The organism is Streptomyces sp. NPDC001787 (assembly GCF_040297465.1).
In the GTDB taxonomy this organism is placed as follows: Bacteria; Actinomycetota; Actinomycetes; order Streptomycetales; family Streptomycetaceae; genus Streptomyces.
Genome location: NZ_JBEOZE010000028.1, coordinates 93,711 through 116,122 on the forward strand (window position 1 = coordinate 93,711; position 22,412 = coordinate 116,122).

General features: G+C 71.9%; 16 protein-coding genes. 3 read left to right on the plus strand and 13 right to left on the minus strand.

The features are described from left to right. Window positions 1-14 precede the first annotated feature (14 nt). The 9 genes from ABT170_RS30970 to eccD all read right to left on the minus strand — a co-directional run bounded on the left by ABT170_RS30970 (window position 15) and on the right by eccD (window position 7,913). Entirely contained in the window at window positions 15-326 is a 312-nt protein-coding gene (locus ABT170_RS30970; RefSeq protein ID WP_114247089.1) for a hypothetical protein, read from the minus strand. Beyond that, window positions 319-777 (minus strand): YbaB/EbfC family nucleoid-associated protein, encoded by a 459-nt coding sequence (locus ABT170_RS30975; RefSeq protein ID WP_329940988.1) that lies wholly within the window; start codon window positions 775-777, stop codon window positions 319-321. The genes ABT170_RS30970 and ABT170_RS30975 overlap by 8 nt, the downstream gene beginning before the upstream one ends. Beyond that, on the minus strand, window positions 777-1,415 hold the full coding sequence (locus tag ABT170_RS30980; protein WP_329940987.1) for a type VII secretion system-associated protein: 639 nt from the start codon (window positions 1,413-1,415) through the stop codon (window positions 777-779). Before ABT170_RS30980 ends, ABT170_RS30975 begins: the two co-directional genes overlap by 1 nt. Beyond that, the gene (locus ABT170_RS30985) at window positions 1,412-3,547 is read right to left on the minus strand and encodes a hypothetical protein (protein ID WP_351872859.1); all 2,136 of its coding nucleotides are present in this window, start codon (window positions 3,545-3,547) and stop codon (window positions 1,412-1,414) included. Before ABT170_RS30985 ends, ABT170_RS30980 begins: the two co-directional genes overlap by 4 nt. Before the next feature lie 4 nt (window positions 3,548-3,551). Then, the gene (locus ABT170_RS30990) at window positions 3,552-3,929 is read right to left on the minus strand and encodes a hypothetical protein (RefSeq protein WP_329940985.1); all 378 of its coding nucleotides are present in this window, start codon (window positions 3,927-3,929) and stop codon (window positions 3,552-3,554) included. Between the two features lie 34 nt (window positions 3,930-3,963). Next, complete coding sequence (locus ABT170_RS30995; protein ID WP_329940984.1) at window positions 3,964-4,263, minus strand: hypothetical protein; 300 nt, start codon at window positions 4,261-4,263, stop codon at window positions 3,964-3,966. 95 nt (window positions 4,264-4,358) lie between these two features. Next, the gene (locus ABT170_RS31000; protein ID WP_329940983.1) at window positions 4,359-4,706 is read right to left on the minus strand and encodes a hypothetical protein; all 348 of its coding nucleotides are present in this window, start codon (window positions 4,704-4,706) and stop codon (window positions 4,359-4,361) included. Window positions 4,707-4,967: 261 nt separating this feature from the next. Then, window positions 4,968-6,413: a type VII secretion protein EccB gene (gene eccB, locus ABT170_RS31005; protein ID WP_351872864.1), complete on the minus strand. Its 1,446-nt coding sequence runs from the start codon at window positions 6,411-6,413 to the stop codon at window positions 4,968-4,970. A gap of 117 nt (window positions 6,414-6,530) precedes the next feature. After that, a complete protein-coding gene (gene eccD / locus ABT170_RS31010; protein ID WP_329940981.1) occupies window positions 6,531-7,913 on the minus strand; it encodes a type VII secretion integral membrane protein EccD in 1,383 nt (460 codons plus the stop codon). Between the two features lie 276 nt (window positions 7,914-8,189). On the opposite strand from eccD, the gene eccCa reads away from it, so the two are divergent. Further along, the gene (eccCa, locus tag ABT170_RS31015) at window positions 8,190-12,116 is read left to right on the plus strand and encodes a type VII secretion protein EccCa (RefSeq protein WP_329941045.1); all 3,927 of its coding nucleotides are present in this window, start codon (window positions 8,190-8,192) and stop codon (window positions 12,114-12,116) included. 180 nt (window positions 12,117-12,296) lie between these two features. Here the strand turns inward: eccCa and ABT170_RS31020 are convergent, their stop codons facing one another. Then, window positions 12,297-13,580, minus strand: a complete 1,284-nt coding sequence (locus ABT170_RS31020; protein WP_351872868.1) for a S8 family serine peptidase — start codon at window positions 13,578-13,580, stop codon at window positions 12,297-12,299. A gap of 217 nt (window positions 13,581-13,797) precedes the next feature. Here ABT170_RS31020 and ABT170_RS31025 point away from each other — a divergent pair, with 217 nt between their 5' ends. Beyond that, on the plus strand, window positions 13,798-17,097 hold the full coding sequence (locus ABT170_RS31025) for a right-handed parallel beta-helix repeat-containing protein (RefSeq protein ID WP_329941044.1): 3,300 nt from the start codon (window positions 13,798-13,800) through the stop codon (window positions 17,095-17,097). A 36-nt stretch (window positions 17,098-17,133) separates the two neighbouring features. Here ABT170_RS31025 and ABT170_RS31030 read toward each other — a convergent pair whose 3' ends face one another. Beyond that, complete coding sequence (locus ABT170_RS31030) at window positions 17,134-18,219, minus strand: DNA glycosylase AlkZ-like family protein (protein WP_351872871.1); 1,086 nt, start codon at window positions 18,217-18,219, stop codon at window positions 17,134-17,136. Window positions 18,220-18,451: 232 nt separating this feature from the next. Between ABT170_RS31030 and ABT170_RS31035 the strand changes: the two genes are divergently transcribed. Further along, window positions 18,452-19,840, plus strand: a complete 1,389-nt coding sequence (locus ABT170_RS31035) for a uracil-xanthine permease family protein (RefSeq protein ID WP_266929164.1) — start codon at window positions 18,452-18,454, stop codon at window positions 19,838-19,840. A gap of 18 nt (window positions 19,841-19,858) precedes the next feature. Here ABT170_RS31035 and ABT170_RS31040 read toward each other — a convergent pair whose 3' ends face one another. Continuing rightward, complete coding sequence (locus tag ABT170_RS31040; protein ID WP_329940978.1) at window positions 19,859-20,788, minus strand: GNAT family N-acetyltransferase; 930 nt, start codon at window positions 20,786-20,788, stop codon at window positions 19,859-19,861. Next, window positions 20,785-22,412 (minus strand): peptidase C14 (locus tag ABT170_RS31045; RefSeq protein WP_351872875.1); only part of this gene is annotated, 1,628 nt, incomplete at its 5' end. The genes ABT170_RS31040 and ABT170_RS31045, both read right to left, overlap by 4 nt.

A 22,412-nucleotide genomic window follows, 5' to 3' on the forward strand; every position in this document is an offset into this window, starting at 1 on the left:
GGAGTTCGGCCGGCTCAGCCGGCGGCGATGTGGTTGGCGTCGTCCTCGGCGTCGTTCAGGATGACCGAGGCGTTGTTGCCGCTGATGCCGACCATTTCGAGCAGATCGGAGAGGCCTTCGAGGCCGTAGGTGAGCCCCTTGCCCGTCGAGTCGACGAACTTGTGGTACTCCTTCGCGTACACGTCGTCCCTGCCGCCCGCCGTCCTGTTCTCCAGGTTGATGTGGTCGTTGAGGACGCCCAGTTCGCCGACGATTCGCGAGATGGCGCCGAACTGTGTGAACCGGCGCGGGAGATCGCCCGGGACGCTCAGGGTTCCGTCAGCCATAGAACTCGTCCTCCTCGCCGCGGTTGCCGGACGGCTTGCGTCCGCCGCCCAGCACCGTCTCCGTCAGCCCCTCCGGCTGCATCGCGCGCAGCGGGGCGAGCAGATCGTCGAGCTCACCTCCGCCGAAGAGGCCGCTCGCCAGCTCGTCCTGGCTTCCCATCAGTGGCCGGACCGTCCCGCTCACCCTGGAGTTCATCTCCGTACGTGCCGCGTTGACGGTGGTCTTCAGCACCTCGGCGAGCTGGGCCCCCGGCATGGTGCGGTAGCCCTCGGTGTGGAACTTGAAGGAGAGGATCTCGCCGTGGGCGTTGACCGAGGCGGTCACCATACGGTCCTTGGATGTCGCCGAGGCGGACGCCCTGGCCAGTTCCTCCTGGACCTGCTGGATCTTCTTCGTCTGCTCCGCGAGGCCGGCCATGGCCTCCGCGAGCTGTTCCTGGAACGACACCATCAGTACTGCTCCTCCTTGCCTTCCGCCGCCGCTTCCAGCACATCGACCGCGCGGGACAGGTCGTCCGCGGACAGCCGCAGAGCGACGGGGCCCGTCGGGTTGAGGTACAGGTCCTGGCCTTCCGGTACGAGTGCGAACGCCTCCGCGACCGGCAGCACCCGGTGGGCGATCGCGCCCGCCCGCTCCAGATGGGCGGGCGAGGTGAACACCGGCACCACCGGATCGCCGTCCGGGGTGCAGACGCTGACCGCGCCACCGCCGGGAGCCGTCAGGACGGCCAGCTCGGCCGTGACCACGGCCAGGGCGACGCCCTCGACCGGGCCGTAACCGGTGGCCGCGAGCTGCATGGCGGCATCCACGTCGTCCGTCGGCTCCGGCCAGCCGAGCATGCCCGGAGAGGGCCGGTAGCGGTCGTTGCGCTGCCATTCGACGATCTCGCCGCCGGCGTCGGAGCGCCACTGGCCGATCACCGCCCACAGCGGCGGCTCACCGTCTCCGCTCCACGCGGGGTCCACCGTGCCGAACCAGTGCTCGGGTGCGGTGCGCGCCGCGGCACGGATGTCGTCGGGCACCGGCGGCATGACGGAATCCAGGTCCCCGGGAGGGGTCCCGGCCGCCTCTGCGTCTGTGGAACTCATCGCCCGATCACGCCCGTTCCGGCGTCGGGCTCGGTGCCCCACACCTCTTCGTCCTCCGACAGCCATACGTTGCGCTGCCGGTCACCGCCGTTGGCCCCGCCGCCCGGGGCGCCGCCACCGCCGCCCATGCCCATGGGCGGCATGAAGGGCATCCCGCTCCCCGTCCCGCCCGCGCCGCCCCGTCCGAGGGCGCCGAGCGACTGCGTGGACACATTGCCCTGCGTCGGCGGGACGGCGGGGGTCGCGGGCAGCCCCATGGCCGCACGGGCCCGGTTGCTGAGCCCGGCCACGACGGAAGACGGTTCCCGGATCGCGTTGCCGTTGCTGTCGACCATTCTGCGGAGGTTCTCGGAGGCCCCCTTCGAGCCGCCGAAGAGCTCACCGCTCGACGTGGACGGACGGCGCTGGCCGTTGAACAGCTCGTCGAGCGTCTTGGGGTTGCGGGTCTTCAGGTTGTTGCTGGACTCGGTGATGTGCTTGCCCTGCGGGTCGCTGATGGTGCCGTCGGCGTTGATCCGGGAGCCGGGCGGAACGCTGAGCTTCCCGCCGTACGCGTTGGTCAGCGGTTTGCCGTCCGCGCCGATCAGGTTTCCGTGGGCGTCCACCTTGGTGCCCTTGGGGACGATGACGTTGCCCTCGGCGTCGATTCCGAAGCCACGCAGCGCGTTGCCCCCCGAGGTGGAGCCGTTCGGAAGCGTCGGCGGCTTCGGGCCGGCGGGCGAGATGATCTTACCGCCGGGGCCGATGGTGGAGCCGGGCGGCACGACCAGGGGCCTGCCGTCCGCACCGAGGACCGGCTTGCCCTTGGAGTCGGTGACGGCTCCGGTCTTGGGGTCGATGCGCGAGCCGGCCGGCAGCCCGCCGCTTCCCAGGGGGTTGCTCGTGCCGGAGGTGCTGCCATTGGGGCCGGTGATCGGATTCGGACCGAGACCGAGGCCGTTCGTGCCCGGACCCTTGGACGAGGACTCGCTCCCGTTCGGCCCCGTCACCGGTGGCGGGCCACCGAGATCCTGATTCCCGCCGCCGCCTTCGTCACCGCCCGCGCCGCCGCCGAACATCTCCTTGAACTTGTTGAGGAAGTCGTCGGCGCCGCCCGGGCCGCCGTCATCGCCGGTACCCGTGTCGCCGTAGAAGTCCTTCTGCTCCTCGGGCGTCAGCGAGATGGTGAATGTCGGCTTCACGACAGCATTCGCGTCGGAGAGCTTCGCGCTCGCCTTGTCGTAGGCCGTCGCCAGGTCGAGCATCGTCTGTGCGGACGCGTCGTCCAGTTCGGTCTTGACTCCGGCGAGCCAGCTCAGCTTGGCTTCGCCTTCCACACTCTCGAAATCCAGACCGTCGAACCTGTCCCGGTAATCCGTGGTGAAGGTCTTGGCTGCCAACGCCCGCAGGAATTCGGCGTAGAGGTGGGTGAAGGGCATGGAGATGGGACCTGCTTCGCGGGGCGTCTGCCCTGCGACCACCGGCACTGTCTCCCGCTTTTCGAACCAGTCCCAGGCGTTCTTCGCCAGAACATCTATGGTCGTCTTCAGCTTGGAACTCACGGCTTCCAGGTCGCTCTTGACGGCGCCGCTCATGTAGTAGGACTGCGTCTCCAGGAGAGAACGCTTGACCGCCAGGAGCACGGCTTCGAAGAGAGCCGCGGACTTCCCTTCGAGTTCCTCCGAGCCGTTCCCCACGCTCTCGGCCCACTTGTTGAACTCGACGGCCCACCCGCCGGTCCACAGATCCATGTTGTTGAACACCTCGGCCGCTTTTTTGGACATCAGCGGATTGGTGTCCTTGTTGGTACCCGCCCAGACGGAGCCGAAGATGGCCCCGGCGGCCCCCGTGAAATCACTCAACGGCCCGGGGTCGTTTCCGAATTCCTTCCAGTCATACCTGAATCCGAAAACGAGGTACGGCTTCTCCGACCTGGAGGCAAAATAGTATGCCTTGTACCCGTCGAACCCCCAGTCCTCGCCGCCGCTCCTCGTAGCGGTATCGGACCAGGCCCCGTTCACCGCCGAGGCGATCCACCGCTTGGACCCCGGCCCCGCCACAAGGTTCCGGTCCGGAAGCTTGGTGGTGCCGTCGTGAAACATGGCGAGGATGTCCTCCCACTTGGCCGGCATCCCGGGGGGCACCGCGACCATGGTTTCACTTTCCCTTCGGGGTCAGGATCTCGGAGAACTCGTCGGCGAGGGCACCACCGATGCTCGTCGAGTCGTCCTCGGCGTCCTGGTGCTTTGCCTCGACGTCCCGCAGGCTGGCCGAGAAGTTGTTCAGGAGCGTGATGGCCGTCTCGTACCGGGTTCGCATGCTCGCGCGGTACGCCTCCAGCTGACCTTCCAGCGCCTTCGCCTGTGTGCACTTCTCGGGGTTTCCGATGGCGAGCGGGATCTTCGATCCCAGGCTCACATAGTCCGGCTTGACCGTGAGGTCACGGCGGAACCTGGGGATCTCCTGGTTGGCGTATCTGAGATAGACGCCGTCGGTCGACTGGAAGATGTCGCCCGGATTCGCTTCGCCAGCCATGCTCACACCTCACACGTCGATTCGGTCGGTCGGGTCAGCTGCCCTGGAGGTTGCTCAGACCGCGGCCGCCGTCGAGGTCTCCGTCGATCTGGCGGGCGTGCATCCGCTGGAGAGTGGTCCGGGCGACCCCGTACTGCTCGTCGAGCTGCAGCTTGATCCGGCCCAGCTCCGCCTGGAATTCCTCCCAGGAGGTACGGGTCTGGCCGCTCAGGGTGTCGCGCAGCGCGCCGAAGTTCTTCTCCATCCAGGCGAGCGCCTCCTTCATCTCCTGCTGGGCCGAGTCCATGTTCTTGATGGCGTCCAGGACCCCTTGGTGGCTGATTTTGACGGTCATGGCGGAACTCCTCGTGAGGCGATGGAAAGAACGGGGAAGAAAAGGCGGGGAGAGAGCCGGGAAACGTCACCCGGGGTTGAACGCGCCGGGAAACGTCACCCGGGGTTGATCGTGCCGGCGATACCGGCGGCGTAGCCCTTCGCCTCGTGCTCGGCGTCCGTGAGGAGCCGGTTGGCCATCGCGGTGCCCTCGCGGAAGAACTGGGTGCGCTCCATGACCCGGGCGTGCGCCCTGAGCCACTCGTCGATGCCCGCCGCGTGGGTCTCCGAGGAAACGGCCTGGTAGGCGGCCCGGACCTGGCCCTGGATGGTCCTGACCTTGCGGCCCGCCTCGTCCATGTCGCGAAGATGCTGGTCCAGCGTCTTCAGCGTCTCCAGCATCGCTGTTTCATCGTTGGACAGGCCATCGGCCGAGTTGACGTTGAAGCCGGAGACATCAGACATGGGGGTCCTCCTGGACACTGCGGGAACACGGCGGCACCACGGGCGCACGACATGCCGACCGGACCGGGAATCAGGCCTCCGGCAGTCGACGGATCATCAGGTTAATACGCCGTACGGGATCTTGGAACGAATGTCCTCCGGCAATCTGAGTGTTCATCTGCGATACGCGCGTGAGCTGCGGGAATGCCGGGGAAAGCGCGTGCCCCCCGAACCCCCTATCCTCAAAGGAACCTCAATTCCCTTAAGGCGTAGGGGAATCGGCTATCGAGATGCCGTGTTCTCCGACGCCTCCACGAGGCCTTGCGTCAGCAGGGCCGTGTCGTCCAGCGCGGGCCCCGACGCGAGCAGCCCGAGGACACCGGACGGAACCGGCACGGACTGATCGGCCCGGTACCCGAGCCGCTGGAGTCCCTTCTCGCCCCCGGGGACCGGGTACTTGGCACCCGACTCGGTGACCAGGTAGTAGGCCGTACCGGTGCCCGCCGAGGAGAGCGCCGTGACGAGGGCTCCGCCCTCCGGACGTACCGCGAACAGGTCGGCCGCTCCGGAACCCGCGGTGATCCCCGGCTGGTTGGACACCGCCCGGCCGCCCACCGCGTCCGCGCGGGGCAGGACGACCGAGACCGTCGGCCTGCCGTCGGCGGTGCCGACGACGGCACAGACTCCCTCGCCCGCGCCGACCGGTCCGGGCTTGGGCAGCCCCGTCGGGACCGTGCCGCCCCCGGCTCCCACGAGCCGGGACGCCTTCGGGTCCTCGTGGCGCGCCAGGTCGTCCGGGCCGATCCTCCCCAGGACGACGGCGTCCCCGGCGTAGGCGGTCCGCTGGGTACGCGGATCGCCCTTCAGCAGCGCCTCCTCCAGCGCGGTGACCTCGGTCAGACCCCGCTCCGTCAGCAGATAGTGGCCGCCGGGGCCGTCGAAGAGCTGTCCGATCCGGGTCGGCCGGCCGGCCAGCGAGGGGCCCGCCTTCCCGCGTCCGGCCACGTCCGGCACCGCCAGGTCCGGGCCGGCCGGCAGGGCGTTGAGGAACGCGTCGGGGACCGGGTAGGCCCCGTCGGGGTCGTAACCCAGCGCCTGGACCGCGTAGTTCGCGGTGTTCAGCCGCATCCGGGTGCCGTGCCAGAGCAGGTACGTGGTGCCGCCCGGGACGGTACGCACCAAAGTGGCCCCGTCCGAGGTCACGGGCCGGCCCTCGGCGCTCAGGCCGACGGCCAGGGTGAGGAGCGGCTCCGAGGCGGCGTCGGGCCGGGTGGCGCACACCGACCAGGCCTCGCGGCTGAGCGCGCCCGCCTGCGGCAGCGGGTCCGGCGCGCCGACGATGCCCAGGGTGGCGCCGCGCGGGGCATCCTCGATGGAGGCGGGCTTGACGCTCACCACCTTCATCCGGTCACCCGCCAGCAGTCTGGCCGAGGTCTCGTTGAGGACCGGATGGAGGACTCCGTCGAGCGTGAGGTAGCGGGCGCCCGAACGCTCGTCGAGCACCAGCGTTCCGGTGGCCTTCCACGCGTTCGAGCCGCCCGGCACCACCAGCCCGTACACCGCGACGATGAGCGCGGCCAGGGCCGCGACCACCAGGCCGATGACGAAGCCCTTGGTGGTCCGCCGGTGCGCGGACTCGGGGGCGTCCGGGTCGTCCCGGAGCATTCCCAGTGACAGCCGGCTCATGACGAACATGTGCGCGTGGACCTGGTCCCGCCTGGACTGCATTCCTTGCCTTTCCGACCGGGCATCGGCCCGGCGCGCGAGGGCCCGGGGTACCGGGGCTTTCGGCCGGCGGATCCCGGGATCCGCCGGCTGTCCGGCGGCGGACGCCGGAGAGCCGGCTCAGCTGTTGAGGCCCCGCAGGTACGGGTAGAGACCGGCGACGAGCAGGGCCAGCGGGACGAGGACGATGGCGAAGAGGAGGTGGAACAGGTCGACCGCGCGCCCCCAGTAGGGCACCAGGCGGCGGCCGGGCAGCGTCCAGCCCGTGATGGCGAGCACGGCCGCGACCGCCAGCAGACCGGCGAGCAGCAGGGGCCGGGAAGCGTCGCCGGTCCGCAGGACCAGCTGCACCGTCAGCAGTACGGAACCGTAGGCGGCGGGGAGCACGACGGCGAGTCGCTGCCAGGCGCCGCCGATCGCCCGTGCGTGGGTGAACATCAGCGCGCACAGGACCGCGGCCAGGGTGAGCGGTGCCCAGGACGTCTCGAACGCCAGCACCGTGAGGCAGCCCGCGGCCACCAGCCCGGTGGCACCGTAGAGGCCCGTCAGATAGCTGTCGGCGACGGCGCCGCGGGCGGCGATCCGCTCGTCCGGGGTGGGCTCGATGCCCTCCTGGAGCTGGCCCGCATTGGTGGGCAGCAGCGGCACCTTCAGCCCGGACAGGCGGAACGCCAGGGACGGCAGGAAGTGGCCCAGCAGGACGACCACCAGGATCAGCGGGGCGGCCGTGCCGGTGACCGGGACGCCGAAGAGCATCACGGCTCCCCCGGCCGCTCCGAGGACCGCGGCCAGGGCGGCGGCCAGGAAGAGCGGGGCGCACGCGCCCACGGCGGCCAGGGCCAGCACGGCGGCGCCGGCCGCCGCGGAGCAGCCCGCGAGCAGCCTGGCGCCCAGTTCCGCGTCGGAGGCCGCCCCTTGGGGCACCAGGGCTCCGGCCAGCGCGAGGAAGGGGACGGCCGCGGCGCCGAGCGCGCCGCCCGCTCCGACGTCGCCGACCGCCCGTGAGGCGGCCGCCGCACCGGCCAGCAGGAGGATCGCGGTCCCCGCCGAGCAGACCGCCCTGAGCCCGGTGGAACCGGGCAGCAGCAGGAGCAGCAGGCCGGTGGCGAGGGTGCTCAGGGCGAGCGCGGTCATGAGGTGGTGGGACCACACCGGCCGCCAGGAGTCGGGGCGTTCGCGCAGCCGGCTGGAGAGTCCGTCGACGAGGTCGTCGTAGTGGATCTCGGGGAGGGCGTCCCCGCGCAGCCTCAGATGTACCGTTTCGCCGTCGCGCAGGCCCAGGTCGCCGAGGGTGTTCTCGTCGTCGAGGGGCTCCTGGCCGAGGCGCTGGAGCACCCAGCCGCCCGCCTGTGCGCCACGCTCGTAGAGGTCGGTGCCTCCGTGGTCGACGATGGTCGGCATCAGATCGGCGAGCACGATGTCGGACGGTACGGCGAGTTCGACGGAGCGGTCGGGCGTCAGCACCGTGAGGCGGCACAGGGGTGCCGCGGAAATGTCGGTCAAGCGCGTTTCATCGCCTTCCAGGACAGTGGTCGACGCGGTCAGATTGATCACATTAACTTGTGCGTGCAGTCTGTACGTTGTGGGGTGCCGTCAAGATCGGCGGCCCCGCCCCCACCGACCACCGGCCTGCGTTCCCGCACCGTCGGCCGTACCGCAGGCGTTTGACGTCCCGTCATTCCGAAGACGCGTCACGGCAACCGCCGGCACCCCTCAGGAAGGCGATTCCCTTTGAGCGTGGTCCTCTTCAAGAGGCCTCCCCGGCGTCTTGGCCCCGAGATGCCCCATGGCGAACTGAGCCTCCAGGAGCCGCCCACGGTGCCGGAGACGCAGAGCGCGATGGGCAACATGATCACGTACATGCCGATGGCGCTCAGCTCGCTCGGCATGGTGCTCATCTTCCTGCGCCCCGGCAGTGGCGGCGGTCCCATGATGTACGTCGCCATCGGCCTGATGGCACTGTCGGCCGTCGGCATGCTGGTCTCGCAGATCGTCCGGGCCTCCGGGGACCGCAAGCGGGCGCTGCTCGGTGAGCGGCGCGACTACATGCGCTATCTGTCGATCAGCCGCAGGCGTATCCGCAAGGTGATCACCCAGCAGCGGGAGGCGCAGGCCTGGTCGCATCCGGACCCGGCGTCCCTGTGGAGCCTGGTGCCGACGGCGAGGCTGTGGGAGCGGCGGGCGGCGCACGCGGACTTCGCCGAGGTGCGGATCGCGGTGGGCGAGCAGCAGCTGGCGACGAAGCTGACACCGCTGAGCACCAAGCCGGTCGAGGATCTGGAGCCGCTGTCCGCGCACGCCCTGCGGCGCTTCATCAAGGCGTACGGCACGGTGTCCGACCAGCCGGTCGCGGTCTATCTGCGGACCTATGCCCGTGTCCTGCTCCAGTCCGGGCAGGAGGACGCGCACGCGATGGTGCGGGCCCTGCTGGCCCAGCTGAGTGTCTTCCACGCCCCGCAGGACCTGCGGATCGTGGTGCTGGCGGACCATGACCGCAGGGACGCCTGGGAGTGGGTGAAGTGGCTGCCGCACGCCCAGCATCCGACGGAGGTCGACGGCGGCGGGCCGGTGCGCCTGGTCACCGATTCCGTGCTGGGTCTCGAATCGCTGCTCGGTGAGGAACTGACCGGACGGCCCGCCTTCGAGACGGACGCCGTACCGAGCGCCGAGGAGCCCTACTGCGTCGTGGTGCTGGACAGCGCCAGGACGCCCGCCGACTCCCGGCTGGCCACCGACGGATACCGCAACACGGTGACGCTGGACGTGTCCGGCTCCCTGCCCTGGCGTCAGTCCCGTCACACGCTGCGGCTGCGGATCGCCGGGCAGCGGCTCGAACTGGTCAGCACCGACCGGTCGGGGAAGGAGACCGCCTCGGCGCTCGGGAGGCCCGACGTGCTGGGTCCCCGGCGGGCCAGGGCACTGGCCACGCTGCTGTCCCCCTACCGGATGGGCATCACCACGGACAACGGTGAGGCACTCACCTCGGACGTGCAGCTGACGACCCTGCTCGGCCTCCCCGACCTGCACACGGTCGATCTGGACGCCGTGCGCGAGGACCGCAGCGAGCGTGCCAGGCTGCGGGTGCCGCTGGGGCTCGCCGGGGACGGCACCCCGGTGGAACTGGACATCAAGGAGGCGGCGCAGGGCGGTATGGGTCCGCACGGCGTGCTGATCGGCGCGACGGGTTCCGGAAAGTCGGAGCTGCTGCGGACCCTGGTGCTGGCGCTGGCGCTCACCCACTCCTCGGAGAAGCTGAACTTCGTCCTGGTCGACTTCAAGGGCGGCGCGACCTTCCTCGGACTGGACGGTCTGCCGCACACCTCGGCCGTCATCACCAACCTCGCCGACGAGTCCTCCCTGGTGGACCGCATGCAGGACGCCCTGCACGGTGAACTGATGCGCCGCCAGGAGCTGCTGCGCAGCGCCGGGAACTACACGTCGGCGTACGAGTACGAGACGGCGCGGGCGGCGGGCGCCGAACTGGAGCCGCTGCCGACGCTGTTCGTGGTGGTCGACGAGTTCAGCGAACTCCTCTCCGCGCACCGTGACTTCATGGACCTGTTCGTGATGGTGGGCCGGCTGGGCCGCAGTCTGGGCGTGCATCTGCTGCTCGCCTCGCAGCGGCTGGACGAGGGCCGGATGACCCAGCTGGAGTCGCATCTGTCGTACCGGATCGCGCTGCGTACGTTCTCCTCGATGGAGAGCCGCGGTGTCCTGGGCGTGCCGGACGCCTATCAGCTGCCCTCGGTACCCGGCAGCGCCATCCTGAAGAAGGACACCGGGACCCTGGTCCGGTTCAAGGCCGCGTATGTCTCCGGGCCCTATCAGGGCGTCCGCAGGGTCGGCGCGTCGGCCGTCGCCGGGCAGGTGGTCCCGTACCGCACGGAGTGGACCGCGCCCCGGCTCCCCGCGCCCGACCCGGACCCGCAGCCGGTGGCGGAGGAGGAGAGCGAGGAGTCCCTGCTGGCGCTGGCGGTGTCCCGGATGCGGGAGGGCGGCAGGCCGGCGCACCGGGTCTGGCTGCCGCCGCTGGACAGTCCGCTGTCGCTGGACGTCCTGCTGATGGGGGTGGAGCCGCACGCGGAGCGGGGGCTGACCACCATCGATCCCGAGCTGCACGGCGGGCTGACGGTGCCGGTGGGCATCATCGACCGGCCCTTCGACCAGAGCCGCGAGCCCCTGGTGGCCGAGCTGTCCGGCGCGGGCGGGCACGTGGGTATCGCGGGCGGCCCGCAGAGCGGCAAGTCCACGCTCGTACGCGATCTGATCATGTCGCTCGCCCTCACCCACACTCCGCGCGAAGTCCAGTTCTACTGCCTGGACTTCGGCGGGGGCTCGCTCGGATCGCTCCGCGACCTGCCCCATGTGGGCGGTGTGACGGGCCGGCTGGACCTGGAGCGGGTGCAGCGCACACTGGCCGAGGTGCACGGGCTGGTGGCCCGGCGCGAGAAGCAGTTCGCCGAGCTGGGCATCGACTCGATGGCGATGCTGCGTGCCCGCCGGGCCGCCGGTGAGATGCCCGACGAGCCGTACGGCGATGTGTTCCTCGTCGTCGACGGCTGGGGCACGATCCGCCAGGACTTCATGGACATCATGGACACCTTCACGGCGCTGGCGGCACGGGGCCTCAACTACGGTGTGCACCTCATCGTGGCGGCCGGCCGCTGGTCGGAGATCCCCACCGCGCTGCGGGACCAGCTCGGCACCCGCTTCGAGCTGCGCCTCGGCGACAGCATGGACTCCATGATCAACATGCGGGCCGCCGCGACCATCCCCAAGTCGCCCGGCCGCGGCATGACCGAGTCCAAGCACCACTTCCTCACCGCTCTGCCCCGGCTGGACGGCGGCGACAGCGCCGCGGACCTCGGGGCGGGCGTCGCCGACGCGGTGGCCCGGGTGGCCGAGCACTGGCAGGGGCCGTCCGCGCCCGCGGTCCGTACCCTGCCCTCGGTGCTGGAACCCGCCGAACTGCCCGACGCCGAGGTCGGCACGGACGGCGATCTGCGCCTGCCGCTGGGCCTGGAGGGCAACCAGCTCGACGTCATGTGGCACGACTTCGCGCAGACCGCGCACCTGGTGGTGGTGGGCGACGCGGAGACCGGGAAGACCAATCTGCTGCGCTCGGTCTGCAAGGCGGTCACCGACCGCTACACCCCCGCCGAGGCCCGGGTGCTGCTGGTCGACTACCGGCGCGGGCTGCTGGAGAGCGTCCCCGAGTCGCACCGGCTGGGCTACGCCGTGTCCGTCGACGTACTCAAGCAGGCGGTGGACGGCGTCGCGCGGGCCATGAAGGAGCGCCTGCCCGGCGCGGACATCTCGCCCGCCCAGCTGAAGCGCCGGGACTGGTGGAAGGGCCCGCAGGTCTTCCTGGTCGTGGACGACTACGACATGGTGTCCGGCGGCAGCATGAGCAACCACTTCGGGCCGCTGCTCGACTATCTCGCACAGGGCGCGGAGCTGGGGCTGCACCTGATCGTGGCACGCAGCGCCAACGGTGCGGCGCGGGCGATGAGCGATCCGCTGCTGCGCCGGCTGCTGGAGGTCAACACGCCTGCCGCGCTGCTCTCCTGCCCGCCCTCGGAGGGATATCTGTTCAACGACACCAAGCCGAGGCAGCTGCCGCCGGGCCGGGCACAGCTGATCACCCGCAGGGGTGTGGTGCAGGTGCAGACCCCGCTGCTGCCGGACCCGGAGGGCGAGGACTGATCCGTCCGGCGGCACGGGGCGGGCGGCCTCCCGGGGCGCCGCCGGCGCGGTGGTACCGGCAGGCTGTCGCGGCCGGGATGCCGCCGGGCATCCCGGCGGACGCCCGCGGACGGGGACGGGCGGTCGGTCGGCCGGCTGGACGCCGGGGCCGTTGTCCGCCGGGGGTGGGCCGGCCGGGGCTCAGTCCGCTTCCGTGACCGGACCCGCCGCCCGGCCCGCCCGCCAGCCCCTGCGGCGCCCGCGGGGCAGGACGAAGCCCAGAAAGGCGACCAGCAGCGTCACCCCGGTCGCCCCGCCGGCCACGGCGAGCGCCCGGTTGCGCGCCTCCGGCGGGTCGAGCGGCGGGACGGCCCGCGCGGCGGCCTTCCCCGTTCCGGCCGGGGACTGCGCGTGTTCCTCGGGGAGCACCGCGGAGAGCGCCCGCACCGGATCGACGACCCCCAGCCCGATACCGGGGTCCGGCACATCGCCCACGGCCCCGTACGCGGTGGACTCCAGCCGGTGCGCGAGCTGTTCGGCGGTCAGCCGGGGGTGGTAGGAGAGGACCAGGGCCGCCGTACCCGCCACGAACGCACCGGCCACCGCGTCGCCGCGGCCGGTGAACTGGCCGGGGCCGCCCGGCCCCGGCCCCATCACCGAGACACCGGGGGCGCTCAGCCTGGGCTGCGTACGCCGCCCCTTCTCCGTGCCCGGCGCTTCCGGTTCGCCGCCCGGCCCGACCGAGGAAACGGCCAGCACCCCGGGCAGCGCCGCCGGGTAGGCGGGCCCGTCCACCGCCTGCGACGCCGCCGCGCCGCGCTCCCACTCCCGTGCCGAGGCGGGCGCCACCACGAGCGCACCGGCCTTCTGCGCGGCGATGACGGCGTCCTTCAGCTGCTTCGGCGCGGCAGGGACGCTCAGCGCCACCTGGATGATCCGCGCCCCGGACTCGGTGGCCGCCCTGATGCCCTTGGCCAGCGCATCGGGTGTGGTCGCACCGTGTTCGTCGGTGGCCCGCACCGCGATCACCTCGGCCTCCGGGGCCACCCCGGCCGCCTTGAGGCCCTGTTGCCGCCCGCCCGCCACGATCCCGGCGAGGAACGTGCCGTATCCGACGCAGTCCTCCCGCACGGTGCCGCCCGCCACCACGTCCGGGCCGCCGGTGACCCGGCCGTCCAGCGCCGGAACCCGCCGCAGGTCCGCCCCGGTGCCGACGATGGCGACCTCGACCCCCGCGCCCCGGCTGAGCTCCCAGGCCCTGTCGATCCCCAGAAAGCTCTGCGCCCAGGGGACTTGGGCTGATTTCTTGGCGGAGCGCGGAGTGCACGGGCGGCCGTCGGCGACGGTGGCGGGCATGCCCGGCAGCGAGGGGCTGTCCGCGTCCCCCGCCGCCCCGGCGGGGGACGCGGTGCCGGGTATCAGGAGCAGGGCGGCCAGTGCCGCCGGTCCGAGTGCGCGGGACACAGAGGACCTCGAAGATCGCATGCGCCGATGGTAACGACGCTCCCCGCACCACCGGTACATGCCCCGGACCCGCCCGGTTCCGGTGCCCCGGCGGCCCCGGAATCGCCGACCACCATGGCGGGCGACCTGCGGCAACAGGCATGATGGGCACAGCAGTTTCCCATGCCCTACATGCCGCGCGTCTCCGCCCCGTACCTACGGCGCAGGGGTCCGGGAGGTCAGATAAGTGTCACGCCAGATGCTCACCGTCGCCGCCGACGGGACGGGCGACCACCGCACCGTCGGCGAGGCCGTCGCACGGGCCCGTGCCGGAGCGGTCGTCAGAATCGCTCCGGGGCGCTACGAGGAGAGCCTGACGGTCTCTGCCGCGATCACCCTGACCGCCGCCGAGGGCGAGGGGACGGTGGAGCTGGCGCCCCGGCGCGGTACGGCGCTGACGCTCACCGGGGACGCGGTGATGGTCAGGGATCTCGTGCTGCGCGGGCACGACGACGAGCTTCCCGTGGTCGACGCACCGCGCGGCCAGCTCGCGATGGACCGGTGCGACATCCACGGTTCGGCCTGGTCGGCGCTCTTCGCCCGGGACGGCGGGTCCCTGGCGCTGCGTCAGTGCCGGATCAGCAACCCGGTGGGCGCCGGAGTGGTGTCCACCTCCTCCGCCGAGAGCTTCCTGGAGAACTGCGTCGTCGAGCACCTCGGCACCTCCGCCGTGGTGGCCGGCGAGCAGGGCAGGATCACGGCCCGCTTCAGCCGGCTCAGGGACACCAAGGGCAACGGCGTCCTCACCAACGGGCAGGCGCATGTCCTCCTGGAGGAGTGCGCGATATCGGCGACCGGCAAGCCGGGCGTCGCCGTCGAGGAGGAGAGCTCGGTCAGGATGGTGCGCGGCACGGTCCGCAAGGCCGCCGTGGGTGTGTTCGTGAACAGCGCCGGGCCGGTCGTCCTGGAGGACGTCTCCGTCAGCGAGGTCACCGGGCACGGATTCGTCCTGGGCGGCGGCAGTTCCCCGACGCTGACCCGGTGCAGCACCGAACGGACCGGCGGACACGGCCTGTTGGTGACCGAGCGCAGTCGTGGCACTTTCGACGCATGTGTGTTCGCCACCGCCGGGGAGCCCGCGGTGCGGGTCACCGGCTTCTCCTCGCCGGTGCTGACGGACACCGTCGTCCACGACGCCGAGGGCACCGGGGTGCTGCTCGACGAGGACTCGGCCGCCGAGTTCGACCGCCTTGAGGTACGGGACAGCGGCGGCTCCGGAATCGTGATCCGCAGCGGCGCCAACCCGCTTTTGCTGCGCGCCACGGTCACCGGCGCCGGCACGCACGGCGTGGAGGTCGTCAAGGACGGCCGGGGGCGGCTGGAGGAAGGGGTCGTCGAGCGGTCGGGCGAATCGGCCGTCCATGTCTCGGGCCACGGCAATCTGTTCGTCGGCAAGGGCCGGCTGCGTGCCTCCGCCGGGGCCGGGATCCACATCGGGGCGCTGGGTACGCTCACGCTGCGGGACACCGGGATCGAGGAGTCCGGCGGCGCGGGCGTCCACCTCGCGCCCGAGGGCGAACTGGCGGCCGTGCGTGCCGTGGTGACGGGGTCCGCCGAGTGCGGCGTAGTGCTGTCCGCCGGTGCGCGGGCCTCGCTCAACGGCTGCGAGGTGACCGGTTCGGGCGCCGACGGCATACGGGTGGAGGGCACCGACGCCATGGCGCTGACCGGCTGCACCGTCCGCGCCAACCGGGGCAGCGGAGTGCGTCAGACGGTGCCCGGCGACCGGCTCACCGTCGAGGGGCTGACCAGTACGGACAACGGCGCCCCGGACGCCTGGGGCACCGCGCGGGACGCGGAGGCGGCGGGTGACGGCCGGCTGCCCGGCGGTGCGGCCCCGGCTGCGGCCGAGGCCCGGTCCGGTACGGGCCCGGTGGCCGAACTGGAGTCGCTGATCGGCCTCGACGAGGTCAAGCAGCAGGTGCTGACGCTGATCAACCTCAACCGGATGGCGCAGCGCAGGGCGAGCATCGGCATGCCCGCCCCGCCGATGAGCCGTCACCTGGTCTTCGCGGGCCCGCCCGGCACCGGCAAGACGACCGTGGCGCGGCTCTACGGCTCCATCCTCGCCTCGCTCGGCGTGCTGCGCTCCGGGCATCTGGTGGAGGTGTCGCGTGCGGACCTGGTGGCGCAGATCATCGGCGGGACGGCCATCAAGACCACCGAGACCTTCAACAAGGCGCTCGGCGGGGTGCTGTTCGTCGACGAGGCGTACACCCTGCTCTCCGACGGCGGCGGCAGCGGCGCCGACTTCGGGCGCGAGGCGATCGACACGCTGGTGAAGCTGATGGAGGACCACCGCGAGGACGTGGTGGTGGTGGCGGCCGGCTACCCGAAGGAGATGACGGACTTCCTGGCGTCCAACCCGGGTCTCGCCTCCCGGTTCACCCGCAGCGTCGAGTTCAGCGACTACACCTCGGACGAGCTGGTCACGATCGTGGAGCGGATGTGCACCGGCCACCGCTACGAGCTGGATCCGGCGGCGCGCTCGGCACTGCTCACGCGCTTCGAGCGGATTCCCCGCGACGCGGGCTTCGGCAACGGCCGTACCGCCCGCAAGGTCTTCGAGGAGATGGTGGACCGGCAGGCGTCCCGGCTGGCCGCTCTGCCGGAGGCCGGCGAGCGGGAACTGGCCGTGCTGACCGCGCAGGACGTGGGCGTTCCGGCGGGCGGCGTGCCGCAGGACGGGCCGGAGGAGGATCCGCTGCTGCGGCTGGACGCGCTGGTGGGCCTCGCGGCCGTCAAGCGCGAGGTCGCCGATCTGGTCAATCTGCTCGCCACCGCGCGGCGCCGGAAGGAGGCCGGTCTGCCCGCGCCCCGGATCAGCAACCATCTGGTCTTCGCGGGCCCGCCCGGCACCGGCAAGACGACGGTGGCACGGCTCTACGGCGAACTGCTGGCCTCCCTCGGTGTGCTGCCGCGCGGCCAGCTCGTCGAGGTCTCTCGCGCGGACCTGGTGGGCCGCTATGTCGGACACACCGCGCAGCTGACCCGGGAGGTGTTCGAACGGGCGCTGGGTGGCGTCCTGTTCATCGACGAGGCGTACACCCTGACGCCCCGCTCGGGCGCCGGTTCCTCGGACTTCGGCCAGGAGGCGGTGGAGACACTGCTGAAGCTGATGGAGGACCACCGCGACGAGGTGGTGGTGATCGTGGCGGGGTACACCACGGAGATGAACCGGTTCCTGGGCTCCAATCCGGGTCTCGACTCGCGCTTCCCCCGCCGTATCGAGTTCCCCGACTACTCCTCGGACGAACTGGTCACGATCGTCCGTATGCACGCGGCCGACAACGGCTACGAGTGCGCCCCGGGCACGGCCGGCGCGCTGCGGACCCACTTCGACGCCATCCCCAGGAGTGCGGCGTTCGGGAACGCGCGGCTGGCCCGGCAGACGCTGGAGCAGATGATGACCCATCACGCGGGGCGGCTGAGCGGCGTCGCGGTACCGAGCCTGGACGATCTGCGGCTGCTGCTGCCCGAGGACCTCTCCCCGCACTGAGAGGCGGTGCGCGGGCGTCAGGACGGTCCGGCGGACTCAGGCGATGTGCAGACGGGCCTCGTCGGCGCCGCGGGCCCCGGCGACGGTGGCCGCCTCGGTCTCCAGCGCCCTGCGGGTGGCCGCCGTCAGCCGCGCGAACGGGGTGACGGTCAGGTCGACCCGGCGGCCGGCCGCCCTGGCGCGCCAGGTCCCGGCGGGCTCCGAGCCGACCAGGAGCACACCGGGTGCGCCCATCGCGCGCCAGATCTCCTTCTCGTGGGACTTCTCGGGGGCGAGGAGCCACCGGTCGCGGGCCTGGAGGAACGGGTCGCCGGGCGGGAGCAGCCGGACGAGGTCGGGGCGCTCGGCCGACAGCAGCGCGTCGAGCCGTTCGGCCGGCAGCCACGCCCGCTTCCCCTCGACCGTCACCTCGGCCAGGTCCCCGGGCCACACCGCCCTGGCCACGGCCGGCTTGATGCCGAGGAACTTCGCGGCGTCGGCGGGGGTGGCCGGTCCCAGGAAGCGCAGATAGGCCCGTACCAGGGCGCCGGTCCCGTCGGCCGCCGTCGGCATCGGATAGCCCGGCTCCAGCGGGGAGAGGGTGGTCGTGCCCTGTCGGCGGCCGACGCCGACGGCGCCCGGCAGTCCGGCCTGCTGGAAGAGGAACCCGGAGATATGGCGTGCTCCGCAGGGGTCGCACCAGAACGTCAGTGAGGGCGGCACCGCCGCGCTCACCGCCCGGCTCACCTCGCCCTTGGCCATCGGCCCGGTCACCACGGCACGCAGCGCCCCGGCGGTGGCGCGGAAGGCCTCCAGGCCGAGCTTCGCGCCTTCCTTGATCACGGTGGTGCTGATCCGCGCCGTCGCGTCGGCGTCGTCCAGGGGCCACAGCGCGGTGGCGAGCGCCGGAAGGTCCCGCCGACGGTGCAGATGCGGCGCGCCGCGGAAGGTCCACACCGTTTCCAGGCCGTCGGCGGACGCGCCGCGGGCGGCGAGCGCGAGCCGGGCGGAGCCGCTCGGGGTGTCCTGCGCCCCCAGCTCCAGCACCGCCGGTTGTGCGGAGGAACGGTCGAGCTGCTGCGCCGCGGCCCGGTAGTCCAGGACCCGCTCCCGCGACACATTGTTCCGGTCCGCTCCGCTCACGGCGGGCCTCCGTTCCCCACTGATACGTCCGTTCCTGACCGGTACGTCCGCGACGGCCGCTCTTCCGACGCCCCCGAACCTACCCGGAAGCCGGTCCCGGCGGACGCCTGCCGCGCCTCCCGCGTACAGGGCCCCCGTACCGCAGGCCCTACCATGGCTCCGATCTTTCCGCAGGTGAACCCCGGATGTCCGTACCAGGACCGGCGCACCGCACAGACCACAGGGAGCGAACATGAGTCTCGGCGTGCGCTGGACCTTGCACGGCGACGGGAAACACCTCGGCGCGGGCGAGGTCGTGAGACCGGACGAGCGCCTCACCTGGGGGCGCACCGCGGGCCTGGGGGCGCAGCACGTGGTCTCCATGATCGGAGCCTGCTTCGTCGCCCCGATCCTGATGGGCCTGGACGCCAACCTCGCCGTCATGGCGTCCGGTGTGGCCACCATCCTCTTCCTGCTCATCACCCGCGGCCGTATCCCCAGCTACCTCGGCAGCAGCCTGTCGTTCATCGGGGTCGCCGCCGTCATCAAGACGCAGGGCGGCGACGCGGCGACGCTCACCGGCGCGCTGCTGGTCGTCGGCGCCGTCCTGTTCCTGTGCGGGGCGGTCGTCCGTGCGGTCGGCGCCCGTGTCATCCACGCCGTGCTGCCCCCGGTGGTGACGGGCGCGGTGGTCATGCTCATCGGGTTCAACCTGGCTCCGGTGACCGCGGGCACCTACTGGCCCCAGGACCAGTGGACCGCGCTGCTCACGATGCTGTTCACCGGCTTCGCGCTCGTCGTGCTGCGCGGCTTCTGGTCCCGTATCGCGATCTTCCTGGGGCTGGCCTTCGGGTACGGCCTCTCCTGGGTCCTCGACCGCGTCTTCGGCCGGATCCACTCGCCGGCGGGCGGTACCGAGGCGGTCGACCACTGGCGTCTGGACCTCTCGGGGGTCGGCAGGGCCGACTGGATCGGGCTGCCCAGCTTCCACGCGCCGAGCTTCTCCCTGTCGGCGGTGCTGGTCGCCCTGCCCGTCGTCATCGCGCTCATCGCCGAGAACGCCGGGCATGTCAAGGCCGTCGGCGAGATGACCGGCGATCCCCTGGACGACAAGCTCGGCACGGCGATCATGGCCGACGGCGCGGCGACGATGATGTCGACCTCGGTCGGCGGTCCGGCCACGACCACGTACGCGGAGAACATCGGGGTCATGGCCGCCACCCGCGTCTACTCGACCGCCGCCTACTGGTGCGCCGCCGGCTTCGCGATCCTGTTCGGTCTCTGCCCCAAGTTCGGCGCCGTCGTGGCCGCCATCCCGGGTGGTGTCCTCGGCGGTATCACCGTCATCCTCTACGGCATGATCGGCCTGCTGGGCGCCCAGATCTGGGTCCGGTCCCGCGTCGACCTCTCCAATCCGCTGCACCTGGTGCCGGTGGCCGCGGGACTCATCGTCGGGATCGGCAATGTCAGCCTGAGCCTCACCGACAACTTCGAGCTCAGCGGTATCGCGCTGGGGACGCTGATCGTCGTCATCGGCTACCACGCCCTGCGCTTCCTGGCTCCCGCGCACATGAAGAACGAGCCGCCGCTCGCCGAACCGGCCGAACCGGGGTACGACCGGGGCCGGCCGGACGCGTCCTGACCCCGCGCGGCGCCGGGCTCAGAAGCAGTCGCCGTACCAGTGGACCGCCCCGGGGGCCGTGACCGCGGCCCGTACCGCCTCGGGGGCGGCGAGCAGCGGCCGGGCCATTCCCACGTGCTCGTCCACGGACCTCGGCTCCGTCAGGAGGGCCGGCCAGCCGGCGCCCGGGAGGGTGCCGGGCAGCCGGACCCGGGCGCGGGTGAGTCCCGCCGCGCGGGCCCGGCCGGCGACCGCGCCGAGCAGGTCGTCCAGACAGCCGGGCGCGCCCGCGAACTCCCGTACCTCCGCGTACTCGCCCGCGTACTGCGCCACGAGCCAGCCGACGGTCTCGCCCGTCACCGGGTCCTCGGCCACCAGTGCGCCCTCCGGCGGGCCGTACCAGGCGGGGACGCGGACCGCCCAGTCCTCGGGGGCGCGCAGCGAGCTGAGGGGCCGGGCCGCGTTGGCCGCGCCGTGCAGGCCCGCCACCGCGCCGCCGTCCGCCGCGGTGGCCTCCCTGACCCGGTGGGTGCCGGTGGGCGGCGCAGGGGTGATCGTCCCCTCGGTGTACGTGCTGCGGAACTCCTGCCAGCCCGAACTCCGGTACACCCCGGGCGTGCCGGTGAACAGCAGGGACCAGGCGCATTCCTCGGCCCGCATCGTCCGCTCGGCCTCCGCGAGCAGCCGCCGCACCAGCCCCCGCCCCCGGGCCTCGGGCCGGGTGGCGACGCTGCCGATGCCGCCGACGCGCTGCGGGGTGCCGTGCGCGTCCCGGATCAGGCGCGGTACGTAGACCACGACCGCGTCGATGGAGCCGTCCGGGCCGGACCGCGCGACGAAGGTGTGCCGGTGGCGGTCCGGATCCAGGGCGTACAGCGCGGCGATCTGCGGGGCGTCGAAGCAGGTGTCCCACAGGGCGCGGAGCGCGGGTTCGTCGGCGGGGGTGGCGGTCTCCAGGCGCGTGGTCACAGGATCAGGTTCCCGTCGGTGCGGGCGGGGCCGCCGTTCTCCGGCACGGCGGTGCGCCGGGTGCCGCGCTCCACACAGGCGGTGTGCAGGGCGGAGGCGAGGGCCGCCGGAGCCAGATGGAGGGTGCCGCCGGTGAAGCGGCTGCCGGTCGCCGCGTAGTGGTTGGTCCCGTGCTCGATGCGGACGTGGGCGGTCGCGGCGTCGGTGGTGGTGCTGTTGACCGCCGAGAGGTCCCAGGTGACCGTGCCCGGTCCGGCGGCGCGGCCGAGGAAGGCCTTGGCCTTGTTGGTGCCGGTGAACCGGGCGCCGGAGGTGACGGTGACGGACTGGTCGCGCACGGCGGTGGCCTCGAAGCCGGTGCCCTCGTAGCGTCCGCCGTCGATCCACAGGGCGGCGGAGCCCACGGAGAGCGGGGCGGCGTTGTCGGCGCCGGTGACCGTGCAGTCGGTGAAGTGGACGGGGCCGGCGCCCCGGAGGACCGCTCCGTCGACGCCCTTGAACGTGCAGCGTACGAAGTGGACGGGGGCGGTGACCGGGGTCTGGACGAGGACGGCGCCCGCGGGCGGCTCGAAGGAGCAGTCGCTGATGACGGTGGGCCGGGTGGAGCGGGCGGAGCGCTGGGCGACGGCGAACGTCTTCGCGGTGCAGCCGCGCACCTGGGCGCCGTCCGCGTTGACCGTGAGGGTGCCGGCCTGGTCGAACGTCGGGCGGGCGATCACCGTGATGTCCTCAAGGGTGAGGTCGGTGATCTTGGTGTTGGCGGTGAACCACGAGCAGACGTGTCTGCGTACGGTGATCCGCTTGGCCGATATCCCCCACTGGGCCCCGGAGTTGGCGATGTCCATCAGGCCGGAGTTGCCGTCGAAGAGCAGGTCGTGCTCGTACTGGCCATGGGTGGTGAAGGGGTTGCCGCCCGCGTCGTCGCCGTCTCCGTGGCAGTTGACGACGGTGCAGTAGGCGGAGGCGGTGAGGTCGTTGAGGTGGCGGACGTTGCTCGTGGTGCAGTCGGACACCCGCCCGTACAGGCAGTAGATCTGCTGGGTGAGATAGCCCGCGCCGCCGTACTCGACGGTCGGCGGGTTCTTCAGGGAGCACTGTTCGGTACGGAACCGGGTGCACCAGCGGCGCATGATGACCGGCCAGAAGCTTCCGGTGGCGTGGATGCCGGAGACGTCGCAGCCGACGGCGTATTCGTAGCTGACGGGGTGCGAGCCGGTGTACTCGTCCTTGCCCGCTCCTTCGAAGACGAGGTTGCGGACGTGGCTGCCCTGGACCGGTTCGACGCGGCGCCAGGTCAGCTTGCGTCCGGCGGCCAGTTCCCAGCCGTTGAGGTAGCCGATCCGGATGTGGGTGGCGTCGATGATCTCGGTGATCTCGACCAGCTTCTGGAGCTCGCGCTCGTCCGCGCCGCCGCCCTCGACCGGGGCGACCTGCACGGTCCACCACTGGCCGACCGCGAAGGCCTTGGAGTCCGGCACCGGGAAGGTGTCGGTCAGCTCGATGACCTTGGCGGCGAGCGGGTGCACGACCGTGGTGTCGGTGGGGGTGCCGCGGAAGGAGAGGACGGCGCCGAAGGGGTTGTCGTGGGTGTTCTTCTCGATGCCTTCGGTGCGGATGGTGTGGC

What these genes read in the sequence shown, in the direction of transcription:
- ABT170_RS30970 (WP_114247089.1), bottom strand. Translation starts at nt 326, where the DNA reads ATGGCTGACGGAACCCTGAGCGTCCCGGGCGATCTCCCGCGCCGGTTC.
- ABT170_RS30975 (WP_329940988.1), bottom strand. Translation starts at nt 777, where the DNA reads ATGGTGTCGTTCCAGGAACAGCTCGCGGAGGCCATGGCCGGCCTCGCG.
- ABT170_RS30980 (WP_329940987.1), bottom strand. Translation starts at nt 1,415, where the DNA reads ATGAGTTCCACAGACGCAGAGGCGGCCGGGACCCCTCCCGGGGACCTG.
- ABT170_RS30985 (WP_351872859.1), bottom strand. Translation starts at nt 3,547, where the DNA reads ATGGTCGCGGTGCCCCCCGGGATGCCGGCCAAGTGGGAGGACATCCTC.
- ABT170_RS30990 (WP_329940985.1), bottom strand. Translation starts at nt 3,929, where the DNA reads ATGGCTGGCGAAGCGAATCCGGGCGACATCTTCCAGTCGACCGACGGC.
- ABT170_RS30995 (WP_329940984.1), bottom strand. Translation starts at nt 4,263, where the DNA reads ATGACCGTCAAAATCAGCCACCAAGGGGTCCTGGACGCCATCAAGAAC.
- ABT170_RS31000 (WP_329940983.1), bottom strand. Translation starts at nt 4,706, where the DNA reads ATGTCTGATGTCTCCGGCTTCAACGTCAACTCGGCCGATGGCCTGTCC.
- eccB (WP_351872864.1), bottom strand. Translation starts at nt 6,413, where the DNA reads ATGCAGTCCAGGCGGGACCAGGTCCACGCGCACATGTTCGTCATGAGC.
- eccCa (WP_329941045.1), top strand. Translation starts at nt 8,190, where the DNA reads ATGCCCCATGGCGAACTGAGCCTCCAGGAGCCGCCCACGGTGCCGGAG.
- ABT170_RS31020 (WP_351872868.1), bottom strand. Translation starts at nt 13,580, where the DNA reads ATGCGATCTTCGAGGTCCTCTGTGTCCCGCGCACTCGGACCGGCGGCA.
- ABT170_RS31025 (WP_329941044.1), top strand. Translation starts at nt 13,798, where the DNA reads ATGCTCACCGTCGCCGCCGACGGGACGGGCGACCACCGCACCGTCGGC.
- ABT170_RS31035 (WP_266929164.1), top strand. Translation starts at nt 18,452, where the DNA reads ATGAGTCTCGGCGTGCGCTGGACCTTGCACGGCGACGGGAAACACCTC.